The sequence below is a fragment of the Pseudoclavibacter caeni genome (genome assembly GCF_008831125.1).
Classification (GTDB): Bacteria; Actinomycetota; Actinomycetes; order Actinomycetales; family Microbacteriaceae; genus Pseudoclavibacter_A; species Pseudoclavibacter_A caeni.
This window is the reverse complement of sequence record NZ_WBKA01000008.1, coordinates 54,849-67,845: the sequence shown is the minus strand read 5'-3', so window position 1 is coordinate 67,845 and position 12,997 is coordinate 54,849. Positions and strand designations below refer to the sequence as shown.

The window sequence follows — 12,997 nt, the reverse complement described above, 5'->3', positions numbered from 1 at the left end:
CAACGGCCGGCTCGAGCACCTTCGCGGTTCCGCACTCGGCTTCCGGAACCTCACACACTACATCGCCAGATCGCTCCTCGAAGCCGGCGGATTCAGACCGCTCCTACACTCCCATCCGCGATGAGCCTCTATGTGAGAGGCGCCAGCTGGAAGAGCCCGGCGCTGAGTGGCATTGCTATGCTGGCGACCAAGGAAAGTGACGGTCGTCTGACTCTGTGTGCAGGGTCTCGGTGAGTGGCACGCAGCAGGCACGCGAGGCAGCAGTGACCGCGCGATCCGCATGATCCCGGGCCTTGAGGCCTGACGGGCAAGTACTGGGACTTCTAGCCCGACCGCCGCTTCGTGCCGCGGGTGGGCGTCGCCGTGCGCGGGTCCTCCGGCCAGGGATGCCTGGGATAACGTCCGCGCAGCTCGGCGCGCGCCTGCCGGTAGCCCTCCTGCCAGAACGACGCGAGGTCCATCGTGATCGCCACCGGGCGCCGGGCGGGCGAGAGCAGCTGCAGCTGCACGGGCACCCGGCCGTCGGCGACGCGCGGCGTGCGCGTCCACCCGAAGCACTCCTGCAGCTTCACCGCGAGCACCGGCGGGGTGGCGGGGTCGGCGGGGTCGGGATAGTCCACGCGCACCGCGGACCCCGACGGCACGGTGATCCGCTCCGGGGCCAGCTCGTCGAGCCGGGCTGCCGCAGGCCAAGGCAGCAGCCGGCGCAGCGCGTCGCCGAGATCGAGGGCTGACGCGGGGCGGCCGGCCGCGAGCCGGTCGATCTCCGGGCCGAGCCAGTCGTCGACCCGGGCGGCGAGCGAGGCGTCGTCCATCGCCGGCCACGGATCGCCGAGCGAACGGTGCAGCAGTGCGAGCCGGGCGCGCAGCCGGGCTGCCGCGGGCGTCCACACGAGGATGCCGAGCGGCGCGGCCTCAGGCGGCTCGCCGCGCAGCAGGGCGCGCACGGCTGCCCGGGCGGCCGCGGGATCGGGGGAGGTCGGGGTGCGGGCGAGCTCCAGCGCGCCGAGCCGGCGCACCCGCCACGCGCGCACCCGGCCGTCGCGCCAGGCGGTCTCCGTCTCGTCGCGCAGCAGGGCGGCCCCCGCCGTCTTGACAATGGCCCGGTCGATCGGCACGGCAGCCCGGATCACCGCCCCCGACGCACTGGCGGTGCGGGCCCGGGCGACGTCGGCGACGGCGAGCCACTCGGCCTCGGACAGCGCCGAGCCGCGGGGGAGCGCCGCGGCGGTGCCCGAGGCGAGCGCGTACTCGCCGATCGAGCCCTCGCGGCGGCGGGCGATCCGCTCGGGGTGAGCGAGCCCGGTGACGAGACCGAGCGCCGCGTCGTCGGGGAGCCGGTCGACGTCGCCGGGACCCGGTCCGCCGGTGTGTGCCCTCGGCCCGTCGTTGCCGTCCCGCCGGCCCCCGGGCACGAGCCGGGCGAGCCGACGGACGTCGCGCCGCCAGCGACGGGCGGCCGGGGTGCCTCCCCGGCGCAGCTCGCGCAGCAGCGCGGCGAGATCTCCGCCGGGCGCGCGCAGATCGGCGTCCAGCGCGGCGACGAGCTCCGCCGCCCGCTCCGGGCCGATGCGCTCCGCGGCGTCGAGCAGGGCCCGGGCGAGCCGGGGATGGGCGGGGACACGGGCGAGCGCCCGGCCCCGCGCGGTGATCCGCACCCGGCCCGCATCGTCCCGCGCCAGGGCACCGAGCGCGGCGAGGGTGCCGCGGGCGGTCTCCAGCGCGGCCGCGGGCGGGCGATCCGGCAGCCGCAGATCGGCCGCATCCGGGTCACCCCAGGCGGCCAGGGCGAGGGCCAGACCGGTGAGATCCCCGGTGGCGATCTCGGGGCGGGCCTCGGCGGGGGCCAGGGCGAGCTCCCGCTCGGCGCAGCAGTGCACGGCGACCCCGGGACCGAGGCGGGCGGCGCGGCCGGCCCGCTGTGCGACCGACGCCTGCGAGGCGGGCACGGTGACGAGTCCCGCGAACCCCCGGCGCCGGTCGAGCCGGGGCTCGCGGGCGAGGCCGGCGTCGACGACGATGTGCACGCCCGGCACCGTCAGCGACGACTCGGCGATCGCCGTGGCCACGATCACCCGCCGCTCGCCCCCGGGCGGCTCGGCCAGCGCCGCGTCCTGCTCCGCCGACGACATCGACCCATGCAGCGGGCGGGCGTCGATCCCCCGGCCGCGCAGCAGGCCGACCACGGCGTCGACCTCCCGGCGACCCGGCAGGAACGCGAGCAGCGACCCCTCCGGGTGGGCCGCCAGGGCGTGCTCGATCGTCGCGGCGACATGCGTGAGGAACGCCCTCGTCACGCCCCGATCGTCGAGCCGGGCCACCCCGTCGGGGGGCGGGGCCCAGACCGTGCGCAGCGGATGCGGGCGGGCGGGCACGCGCAGCACCCGGGCGTCGTCGCCGAGCAGCCCCGCCCAGCGGTCGGCGTCGAGCGTGGCCGACATGACGGCTAGGGTGAGGTCGTCACGCAGCCGGGCCACCTCGTCCGACAGCGCGAACGCGAGATCGCCGTCGAGGCCGCGCTCGTGCACCTCGTCGATCACGACCGCGCTGACGCCCGCGAGCTCGGGATCGGCGAGCAGTCGGCGCACGAGCAGGCCGTTCGTGACGAACACGACCCGGGCTGCCGGCGAGACCCGGCGCTCGCCGCGCACCGCGTACCCGGCGAGGTCACCGACGCGCGTGCCGGTGAGGGACGCGAGCCGGGCGGCCGCGGCCCGGGCGGCGAGTCGGCGTGGCTCGGCGACGACGACGCGCCCGGACGCGTGGCAGGCGATCGCGGGCGGCACGACCGTGGTCTTGCCGGAGCCGGGCGGCGCCTCGACGACGAGCCGGGGCGCGGCGTCGCGCGCGAACGCGGCGGCGAGGCCGGGGAGCACGGCGCCGGCGGGCAGGCCGCGGGCCAGGGTGGGCAGGTCGAAGGCGGATACGGCGGGCACCCCTCCAGCATCCCACGGCCGGGATGTCGGAGCCCGCTGGCCGACTACAATCGGTCGAGCACGGGTCGACGTGCGGGCCCCGCCGCGCCGCGCCCGCGCGACGGGGCTGCACAGCGAGGGAGAGCACACATGACACGACTGGGACTCGTCATCGAGCACGCCGGGCTCGCGTCCACCGACGACCAGCGGGTCACGCTTGCGTCCGCCGGGGTCGACCGGGTGGTCGCGCTCGCCCCGCGCACGCAGGAGGACTGGCACTATCGCATCCGCGAGGCGCTCGACGACCTCGGCGACGAGGACGCGGTGGTCGTCACGGCGCTCACCTCGCTCGGGCTCGGGGCGGCCGCGCTGCTCGACGGGATCGCCGCCGTGCGCGAGCAGGACGTGCGCCTGGTGAGCCTCGCCGAGGGGCTCGACACAGACGCCGCCCCGGACTTCCTGCCCGGCGTGGCCCTGCTGACCCGGGCGATCGAGGCCGGGCGCCTCGCCGAGGCCACGGCGATCATCGCGCGGGCCCGGCATCGCGACGCGGTCACCCCGCCGAAGGCGGAGCTCGTCGACCGGGCGCTGTGGGAGGCGGCCCAGCACGACGCGGCCGCCGAGCAGCGCTGAGCCCCGGGAGCGTCCCGGGATCCCGCCGGTCGCGCAGGCGGGCCGACGGGGTAGACTGGGCGCGTGTCACGGCAGTCCGAACGAGTCCTCGACCCCCGGGCGCAGCGGACCAGACAGGCGCTGCGCGGGGCCGTCATCTCCCTGATCGGCAGCGGTGACATCCAGTCGATCTCGATCTCCGACGTGGTGCGCGAGGCGGGCGTCAACCGCAGCTCGTTCTACGTGCACTACAGCGACCTCGACGAGCTGCTCGCCGACGCGTTCGAGGAGCTCTCCACCGAGGTCAACCAGACGAACATGATCTCGCCCGGCGTGCCGCACGACGCCGAGACCGGGCTGCCGAAGACGCTGCTGCAGTACCTCGATCACATCGCCCGGTACAAGCAGGCGTACGCGTGGGCGCTCGGCCCCAAGGGCAGCGCCGCGGTGACGAGCCGGCTGCGCAACCAGTTCCGCGAGATCATCCAGCAGAGCCTGCTGCAGTACGCCGACCGTCGCAACGCCGTGCCGATCGGGTTCGACGCCGATGCGGCCTACCTCGCCGGCGCCGTCATCGGCACGATCTCCATCTGGCTCACCGAGGCCCCGCAGGTGCCCGCCAAGCGGGTGAGCGTGTGGCTGTGGCGTCAGCTGCAGCAGGACTTCCTGCGCATCCTCGAGCGGTACGCGCTCACGAACCGGCCCGCCCCACGGCTGCCGCGTCGGGGGCGGCGCCCGCAGCAGCGTCCGCACCGGCAGCTGTAGCGCATCGACAGGCCGTCCGGGCGGGGCCGCCGACCGCTCGCTCACCGCTGCACGGTGATCTGGCCGCCGAGTGTCTGCGTCACGAACGCGAACCGGCTGTCGGCTGTCTCGCCCGGGAACTCCGCGGCCACCCGATCGCCGGCCTCCGCCATCGGCAGGATGCGCAGGCTGTGCCGGTTCGCGAGGCTCACCCCGCGTGAGACGAAGTCCATGAACGTCGGGATCGCCGTGGCGTCCTCGACCCGCACGGCGGCGTCGCCGTCGCGCACGAACGACCAGCGGGCGATCACCCCGGTGCGGTTGTTCACGGGCATCTGCGTGGAGAGCATGTTGCCGATCGAGTACCACACCAGCATCCGCCCGCCGTCGGCGCGGGTGACGTACTCGGCCGGCTGCAGCACGTGCGGACCGGTGCCGATGACCACGTCGACGCCGGCGTCGGAGAGCTGCTGCACGTAGCGGCGCTGCTCGTCGTCGGGCGTGGTGGAGTCCTCGGTGCCCCAGTGCATCGACACCATGACGACGTCGGCCTCCTGCCGGGCGCGGGCGAGCTGGTCGGCCATCAGCGGGCCGCCTGCCATGTTCAGCCCGAAGTCGGTGTGGCCCTGGTTGCTCTGTGTGGTGTACGACAGCTGGGCGACGCGGATGCCGTCGATCTCGGTCACGGCGATCTGCTGCTGCTCGGCGGCGCTGCGGCTCGCCCCGGAGATCAGTCTCGGCTGGAGGGTGTCCCACTCGGCACGGGTGCGGTCGATGTCGCTCTGCTCGTAGTCGGCCATGTGGTTGTTGGCGAGATTGATCGCATTGCAGCCGACCTCACGGCCGAGACTGTCGGCGAACTGCACCGGAGCCCGGAACCGAGGGTAGGTCTTCACCTGGTCGACGGAGGTCGCGCTGGCGAGCACCTCCTCGTTGCAGAAGACGAGGTCGGCGTCGGCATACCGCGGCCGGATCGCGTCGAAGTACTGGCCATAGCTGTACCCGTCGGCTGTGCGGGCCTCGGCGTGGACGGGGGCGTGCGGGAGCATGTCGCCCATCGCGCTCACGGTGACACGCTGCTCGACGGGGGCGGCCGACGCGGTGTCGGAGGCCGCGGCCGGGGACGCGGGGGCTTCGCCGGTCGCCTGCGCGCAGCCGCCGAGCGCGAGTGCGGGCAGCAGCAGGAGTGCCGCGGAGCGGCGGGCGAGCGAGCCGAGTGGATGAGCGTGCATGACGTGAGTATACGAAACGACTATGCGCGGGCTGTGGCCCAGCCATGCCGTGCGGGGGGGCGGTCGGAGGCCTGTGGAACGGGGTCGGACGGGGCCGTGCGGCGGGCCGCAGGCGCTCCACGAGGAGCCTGTCGCGGGGTGGGCCCGGTCGGGTAGAGTGGCTCACCGTGAGCAGCGTGAACGTGGATCGACCGGAGCGGTCGACGGCGCCCGCCGCCGGCGCCGTCGAGCCGGGCGGCGCGCCCGCCGCGGGTGGCCCGGCGGTCGGCCCGACCCCGTACGAGGACCTGTTGCGCGAGGTGTTGGAGCACGGCGCCCGGAAGGGTGACCGCACCGGCACCGGCACCCTGTCGCTGTTCGGCCGGCAGATGCGTTTTGATCTCTCTCGCGGGTTCCCGCTCGTGACGACCAAGCGTGTCCATTTCAAGTCGGTCGCGTACGAGCTGCTGTGGTTCCTGCGCGGTGACGAGAACATCGGGTGGTTGCATGAGCACGGTGTGACGATCTGGGATGAGTGGGCGGACGAGCATGGTGATCTCGGCCCCGTCTACGGCGTGCAGTGGCGGTCGTGGCCGACGCCCGACGGGGGCACGATCGACCAGATCAGCCGGGTCGTTGAGCAGATTCGCCGTGACCCTGACTCCCGCCGGCTCGTCGTCTCCGCGTGGAACGTCGCCGACCTCGACCGGATGGCGCTCGCTCCCTGTCACGTGCTCTTCCAGTTCTCCGTCGCTGACGGCCGGCTGTCGTGTCAGCTGTACCAGCGGAGTGCCGACATGTTCCTGGGCGTGCCCTTCAACATCGCCAGCTACGCGTTGCTGACCCACATGGTCGCCCAGCAGACCGGCCTCGCCGTCGGCGACCTCGTGTGGACGGGTGGCGACTGCCACATCTATCTCAACCACCTGGACCAGGTGCGCCTGCAGCTCTCCCGTGAGCCGTACCCGCTGCCGACGCTCGAGCTGCTGCGCCGGCCGCCGTCGATCCTCGACTACAGGTACGAGGACTTCGCGGTGCGCGGCTACCGACACCACCCGGGCATCAAGGCCCCGGTGGCGGTGTGAGCGGCACGGCGGACGGGGCGAGGCCGGGCACGGCGTCCGCGTCGCCGGTCACCGGCGGGCTGGAACCTGTCGCGGGCGGGCCGGGCCCCGGCATCCACGTCGGCCTGATCTGGGCGCAGGATCGCGCCGGCGTGATCGGCGCGGCCGGACGCATCCCCTGGCGGGTGCCCGAGGATCTCGCGCACTTCAAGGCGGTCACGCTCGGCCGCCCGGTCGTCATGGGGCGGCGCACGTGGGACTCGCTGCCGCCGCGCGCGCGACCCCTGCCGGGCCGGGTGAACATCGTCGTGACCGGTCAGGCGGACTGGGCGGCCGGGCTCGCCGGCGCCACGCGCGACGCGGCAGCCGCGGGGACGCTCCGGGTCGCCCACGGGCTGCCGGAGGCGCTCGCCCTCGCGGGCCGCGTCACCCGGGCGGATGCGGTGGGCACGACGGGCATGGAGCCGGACGTCTGGGTGATGGGCGGCGCCCGGCTGTACGCGGACGCGCTGCCGCTGCCGCAGACGCGGGTCATCGAGCGGACGCTCGTGGACGTCGACGTGCGTGTCGGTGACCCCGTGCAGGGCATCGCCCCGGCCGTCCCCGACGCGTTCGCTCCCGGGCTCGACCCCACCTGGCGGCGGGTCGCGGGCGACGACGCCTGGCGGGTGTCGCGCACGGGCGTGCGGCACCGCTTCGAGCGTCTCGTTCGCTGAGGCGGTGCGGGCCGGGCTCGCCCGCTGCCCGGTTGCGTCTCGGTCCCGGTCGCGTGTCCGACGTGCGCCTCCGGCGTCAGGACGATCGAGCCGGTGCACAGGCGCCGGACGGTGTCGTCCGCCTCCACAGCATTCCCCGCGACCTCGCCGGGAGGCGATCGCCCCGGCAGACTCGCTCACACGAGGCGCGTGGTCTCGTGCGAGGCGAGAGGGGAGTGGGCGGATGCGGATCGCGATCACGCTGCAGCGGGAGGACGGGCCGCGGGACGTCGTGGTGACCGCGGAGCCCCGCACGACCGTGGGCGAGGTGGCGCTGGCGCTCCAACGCTCGCGATCGCCCGGGCGACGCGGCGCTCCGGTGCTCGACGACCCCGCGCCCCGGGCCGACGCCGACGGCGTGCTCACTCTGCGGGCGCTCTCCCCATCTGACCGGCCGCTGCCCGGCCGGGCACCGACCGACCGGCCACCGCTCGATCCGAGCGCCGCGCTCGCCTCCAGCGGGCTGCGCTCGGGCATGACCGTCGCCCTGCACCGGCTCACCGGTCCCGCCGCGGAGCGGGTGATCTCGCACACGGACCTGCGGGCGTTGTTCCGGGTGGCGGACGGGCCGGACGCGGGCCAGGAGTTCCTGGTCGCCGCCCAAGGCCGCACGATCGGCCGCGGGATCGGCAACGCCCTGAGGGTGACCGACCAGACCGTCTCGCAGCGGCACGCCCGCCTCCGCCTCGAGCCCGACGGCGTGCGCATCACCGACCTCAACTCGGCCAACGGGCTGGTCATGGACGGCGAGCGCACCACGGAGGCCCTGGTGCGCCCGGGGGACGAGATCGCGCTCGGCCGGACGGTGCTGACCCTGGTCAGCCTCACCAGCGAGGGCGGGCCGGTGCTCCTCGGGGAGGGCACTGGCGGCGATCTGCTCGTGCGGTCGGCTCGGGTCGAGGCGCGCTTCCCCGGCGAGGAGCTGGAGGCGCCGCGCGTCCCGCGGCATCAGCGCTCGCAGCCGATGCCCTGGCTCGTGATGGTGGCCCCGCTCGTGATGGGCGTGGTGCTCTGGCTGTTCACCCGCAGCCTGCTCTCGGTGATCTTCGTGAGCCTCTCCCCGCTGATGGTCCTCGGCAACTACCTCTCGCAGCGGTGGCAGAGCCGCCGGGCGGAGCAGGAGGCGACCCGCCGGTTCGACGAGCGGCTGGCGGCGTTCGACACCCGCCTCGACGAGCTGGCCGAGCGCGAGCGCCGGGTGCGACTCGCGGAGACGCCGGCCGCGGCGGAGATCGTGGACGCCGCCTGCCGTCGCGGCGCGCTGCTGTGGACCCGGCGGCCGGAGCACTGGGGCTTCCTCGCCCTTCGCCTGGGGCTGGGGGTCCTGCCCCCGCGCACGACGGTCAAGGCGATCGGCGAGCAGGAGGACGAGATCGAGGACTGCGTGCTGCGGCGCGACCGGGTGCTCGAGCGGCATCGGGCGATCGAGGGGGTGCCCGTCGCCGAGCGACTCGACATCGCGGGCGGTCTCGCCGTGCAGCACACCGGGCCTGCCGGGCTCGACTGCCTCAACGCGCTGCTCGTGCAGCTGGCCGGGCTGCAGTCGCCGGCGGAGCTACTCGTCGCCGTGCTTACGGAGAACGCGCTCGTGCCGCGGTACGACTGGCTGAAATGGCTGCCGCACACCGCCCGCTGCACGCAGTGGCTGGGGGTGCCGGCGCTCGCGGCGTCCTCCGCCGGCGGCGCCCGGCTGCTGGCCGCTCTGGAGCGCGAGGTCGAGAGCCGGCTGGCCGCGACAAGGGCGGCGGAGGCGGCCGCGGCCGGGCGGCTGCGGCCGCCGATCGACGAGGACGACGCGCTGGAGGGGGTGGCCCGGACGTCGGGCACGAGCGAGCGGGCCGAGGCCGAGTCGATGCCGGCCGTCGCACTGGTCGTGATCGGCGAGCCGCCCGTGTCGACGGCCCGGCTGCTGCGACTCGCCGAGCGGGGCGTGGCGGCGGGCGTGCACCCGGTGTGGGTGGGACGTCCGGACGCCCCGGTCCCCGCGGTGTGCCGCACCTTCCTCCGCCTGCCGATGACGAGCGCCCCCGTCGGCACGGTCGGCTACGTGCGCGAGGGGCGCACGGTCGAGGACGTCCGGGTCGACACGCTGCCGACCGCCGACGCGATCCGGTTCGCCCGGACGATCTCCGGTCTGGAGGACGCCCTCGGCGAGGAGGACGCCGACGCCGACCTGCCCGAGTCGGTCATGCTCCTCGACCTGATCGGCGAGGGGTTCGCCTCGAGCCCCGACGCCGTCCTCGATCGCTGGCGGCAGGGCGGGACGCTGCCGTCGTCCGGCGCGACGCCCGCGCCGCGGTCGACGGGGTCGGGCCGACTGGCCGCCTACGTCGGGCAGGGCCCCGACGGGGCGGTGCAGCTGGACCTGCGCGCGCAGGGGCCGCACGCCCTGATCGGCGGCACCACCGGCTCGGGCAAGAGCGAGTTCCTGCAGACCTGGGTGCTCGCGATGGCCGTCGAGCACAGCCCGGCCCGCGTGACCTTCCTGTTCGTCGACTACAAGGGCGGGTCGGCGTTCGCCGACTGCGTCCGGCTGCCTCACGGCGTCGGCCTCGTGACCGATCTGAACAGCCACCTCGTCCGCCGCGTGCTCGACAGCCTGCGGGCGGAGCTGACCCGGCGCGAGCGGCTGTTCAACCGGCACGGGGTGAAGGACCTTCTCTCGTTCGAGGCGACCAGCGACCCCGCCTGTCCGCCGGCGCTCGTCATCGTCGTCGACGAGTTCGCCGCACTGGTGGCCGAGATCCCCGAGTTCGTCGACGGCATGGTCGACATCGCCCAGCGGGGACGCTCGCTCGGCATCCACCTGATCCTCGCCACACAGCGCCCCGCCGGCGTCATCCGTGACAACCTCCGGGCGAACACGAACCTGCGCATCGCGCTGCGGATGGCCGACGCCGCGGACTCCACCGACGTCGTGGGCGACCCGGTGGCGGCTGGCTTCAGTGCCGACACCCCCGGCCGCGCGGTGGGTAAGACGGGGGCGGGGCGGCTCGTGCCCTTCCAGTCGGCCTACGCCGGCGGGCACCGCACCGTGTCGCAGGCGCCGTCCGTGCGGGTGGAGGACCTGGTCTTCGGCGCCGGCGGGGCGTGGGAGCGCTCGGAGGTGCCCGTGCACGTGTCGGCGGCGGCGGACGAGCGGCCGGACATCACCCGGATCGTGGCCACCGTCCGGTCCGCGGCGGAGCGGGTCGGGCTCGACGCTCCCCGCCGGCCGTGGCTCGACGAGCTGGCCGGCGAGATCCCGCTCGAGCGGCTGCTCGCGACCCCCGAGGCGGCCGAGCGGATCGCCGCCGGGGCGATCCCGTTCGGCCTCGGTGACGACCCCGCCGAGCAGCGGCAGCTCCCCATGGGCTTCGACCCAGAGCGGGACGGGCATCTGGCGGTGTTCGGCACGGCCGGGTCGGGCAAGACGACGGTGCTGCGCACCCTCGTCGCCGCGCTCGCGCAGGGCGAGGAGCGTGACCGCGTGCACGTGCAGGCGCTCGACCTCGCCGCCGGCGGGCTCGCCTCCCTCTCCGTGCTGCCCTGCGTCGGCTCGGTGATCGGCGGCGACGACGCCGACCGGGTCAGCCGGCTGATCGGGCTGATCCGCGCCGAGATCGAGCAGCGGGCGCCGCGGTTCGCCGCGGTGCGGGCGGGCGGGCTCGCCGAGTACCGCCGGCTCTCCGGGGAGCGTGACCTGCCCCGCATCGTCCTGCTGCTCGACGGCATGGCGGCCTTCCGCAGCGAGTACGAGTTCCAGTCCCACTCGAAGGTGTTCGACGGCCTGCTGCAGATCCTCACCGACGGCCGCCAGGTCGGCGTGCACGTCGTGCTCACCGCGGACCGGCCCGGGGCGCTCTCGCCGAGCGTGGCGAGTGCGGTGCCGCGGCGGCTCGTGCTGCGTCTGGCGGACGCGACCGACTACGCGTCGTTCGAGCTGCCCCAGGACGTGCTCGGCCCGGACAGCCCGCCCGGTCGCTGCCTGTTCGACCGGCTCGAGACGCAGGTCGCCACGCTGCGCGGCACGGCCAGCGTCGTCGAGCAGGGGATCGCCCTCGACGAGCTCGGCGCGCGGCTGCGCGCCGAGGGCGTCGCCCAGGCCCCGGCCGTGCGCAGCCTGCCGGAGCGGGTCGCGCTCGCGGATGTCGCCGACGCGGCCCGGCCGGACCTGCTGCCGATCGGCATCGCCGACAACACGCTCGCCCCGGCGGGGATCGAGCCCGCGGGCACGTTCATGATCAGCGGCCCCTCGGGGAGCGGGCGGACGACGGCCCTGCGCACGATCGCGCGGATGGCGGGCCGCGTCGGCGGGTTCCGCACGGTGCTGCTGAGCGCGTGGGCGCGCACGACGCTCGACGCGGGCGAGGACGCCGCGCTCTGGCAGACGGTGCTCCGGGGGCCGGACGCGGTGCGCGAGGCACTGCCGGAGCTCACCACCGCTGCGACCGTGCCCGCCACGGCGGACCACCGACTGTGCCTGGTCGTCGAGGACATCAGCGGCTTCCTGGGCAGCGGCGTCGACACCTCGCTGACCGAGCTGCTCAAGACCGCCAGGCGGGCGGGGCACCTCGTCGTCGCCGAGGCGGAGACGAGCGACTGGGGGCAGTCCTGGCCGCTCATCATGGAGCTGCGCCGCGGCCGTCGCGGGCTCGCCCTGCAGCCGGATCAGCAGGACGGCGACCTGCTCTTCCGCACGTCGTTCCCCCGTGCCAGCCGCTCGGGCCTCCCCGAGGGCCGCGGGTACCTCATCGAGCGCGGGCGGGCCCGCGAGATCCAGGTCGCCCGGTGGGCGCGTCCCCGCGACGGAAGCGCCGGAGCGGAGGCCACATGCGCGCCGGGTTGAGGGTGCCTCGCCGACCGCTACCGCGTCCCCGGCGCGGTGACGAAATCGATCAGCTGCTCGACGCGGCCGGTCAGCGCCGGCTCGAGGTCGCGCCAGGTGCGCACCCGGGCGAGGATGCGAGACCAGGCCCGCCCGACATCCGCCGGTGTGTCGGCCGGCCAGCCGAGCGCCCGGCACATGCCCGTCTTCCAGTCGACGCCGCGGGGGATCGACGGCCATGCGTCAATGCCCAGCCGCTCGGGCCGCACGGCCTGCCAGATGTCGATGAAGGGATGCCCGACCACGAGCACCGCGTCGCGCGTCGTCCCGGCGGGCAGGGCGGCGACGAGCCGGCTCTCCTTCGACCCGGCGACCAGATGGTCGACGAGCACGCCCATCCGCCGGTCGGGGCCGGGGCGGAACTCGTCGACCGCCTCGGCGAGGTGGTCGACGCCGAGCAGCTGCTCGACGACGAGCCCCCAGGCCTTCAGATCGTCGCCCCACACCTTCGCCACGAGCTCCGCGTCGTGCTTGCCCTCGACGAACAGGCGGCTCGCCCGCGCCACCCGGGCCTGCTCGTCCGGGGCGACGCGCATCCCGCTGCGGCCGACCCGCGGGCGACGGGGCGCCGGAGTCGGGGGCACGAGGTCGACGGGCTCGCCTGCGAGCAACAGCCCCGGCCCCCAGCGGAACGCGCGCACGGCCCCGTGGCGGTCCTCCAACGACAAGGTCGCGCGGTCGAAGCGCACGAGGGCGCCGACGAACCCGCTCGCCGGGTCCTCGTACACCTCGCCTATGCGCGCGGCCACCCGGCGCGGGGCTGTCACCCGCTGCCACGAGCGGTCGGCCAGCGGGTCGACATCATAGCGGTCGTCGAACATCGCGTCTC

Annotated in this window: 8 protein-coding genes; 5 read left to right on the top strand and 3 right to left on the bottom strand. The window is 75.2% G+C overall.

The features are described 5' to 3' along the window. Positions 1-323: 323 nt before the first annotated feature. Positions 324-2,936: an ATP-dependent helicase HrpB gene (gene hrpB / locus F8O02_RS08605; protein WP_158036840.1), complete on the bottom strand. Its 2,613-nt coding sequence runs from the start codon at positions 2,934-2,936 to the stop codon at positions 324-326. Positions 2,937-3,065: 129 nt separating this feature from the next. Between hrpB and F8O02_RS08600 the strand changes: the two genes are divergently transcribed. Together F8O02_RS08600 and F8O02_RS08595 are read left to right on the top strand one after the other, a co-directional pair. Further along, positions 3,066-3,548, top strand: a complete 483-nt coding sequence (locus F8O02_RS08600; protein WP_158036839.1) for a recombinase family protein — start codon at positions 3,066-3,068, stop codon at positions 3,546-3,548. Between the two features lie 63 nt (positions 3,549-3,611). After that, entirely contained in the window at positions 3,612-4,292 is a 681-nt protein-coding gene (locus F8O02_RS08595) for a TetR/AcrR family transcriptional regulator (protein ID WP_158036838.1), read from the top strand. Between the two features lie 41 nt (positions 4,293-4,333). Here the strand turns inward: F8O02_RS08595 and F8O02_RS08590 are convergent, their stop codons facing one another. After that, the gene (locus F8O02_RS08590; protein ID WP_158036837.1) at positions 4,334-5,503 is read right to left on the bottom strand and encodes a CapA family protein; all 1,170 of its coding nucleotides are present in this window, start codon (positions 5,501-5,503) and stop codon (positions 4,334-4,336) included. Between the two features lie 287 nt (positions 5,504-5,790). On the opposite strand from F8O02_RS08590, the gene F8O02_RS08585 reads away from it, so the two are divergent. The 3 genes from F8O02_RS08585 to F8O02_RS08575 all read left to right on the top strand — a co-directional run bounded on the left by F8O02_RS08585 (position 5,791) and on the right by F8O02_RS08575 (position 12,129). Further along, positions 5,791-6,567 carry a thymidylate synthase gene (locus F8O02_RS08585; RefSeq protein ID WP_225734245.1) on the top strand — a complete coding sequence of 259 codons (777 nt, stop codon included), beginning with the start codon at positions 5,791-5,793 and terminating at the stop codon, positions 6,565-6,567. Next, positions 6,564-7,262 (top strand): dihydrofolate reductase, encoded by a 699-nt coding sequence (locus F8O02_RS08580; protein ID WP_318655775.1) that lies wholly within the window; start codon positions 6,564-6,566, stop codon positions 7,260-7,262. The genes F8O02_RS08585 and F8O02_RS08580 overlap by 4 nt, the downstream gene beginning before the upstream one ends. 223 nt (positions 7,263-7,485) lie before the next feature. Further along, complete coding sequence (locus F8O02_RS08575; protein ID WP_158036835.1) at positions 7,486-12,129, top strand: FtsK/SpoIIIE domain-containing protein; 4,644 nt, start codon at positions 7,486-7,488, stop codon at positions 12,127-12,129. 17 nt (positions 12,130-12,146) lie between these two features. On the opposite strand, the gene F8O02_RS08570 is transcribed toward F8O02_RS08575, so the two are convergent. After that, a complete protein-coding gene (locus tag F8O02_RS08570; RefSeq protein ID WP_158036834.1) occupies positions 12,147-12,989 on the bottom strand; it encodes a DUF3097 family protein in 843 nt (280 codons plus the stop codon). Between the last annotated feature and the right edge of the window lie 8 nt (positions 12,990-12,997).

Bases quoted from the DNA above. Each gene is read 5' to 3' on its own strand.
- F8O02_RS08600 (WP_158036839.1), top strand. From the start codon at position 3,066: ATGACACGACTGGGACTCGTCATCGAGCACGCCGGGCTCGCGTCCACC.
- F8O02_RS08590 (WP_158036837.1), bottom strand. From the start codon at position 5,503: ATGCACGCTCATCCACTCGGCTCGCTCGCCCGCCGCTCCGCGGCACTC.
- F8O02_RS08575 (WP_158036835.1), top strand. From the start codon at position 7,486: ATGCGGATCGCGATCACGCTGCAGCGGGAGGACGGGCCGCGGGACGTC.
- F8O02_RS08570 (WP_158036834.1), bottom strand. From the start codon at position 12,989: ATGTTCGACGACCGCTATGATGTCGACCCGCTGGCCGACCGCTCGTGG.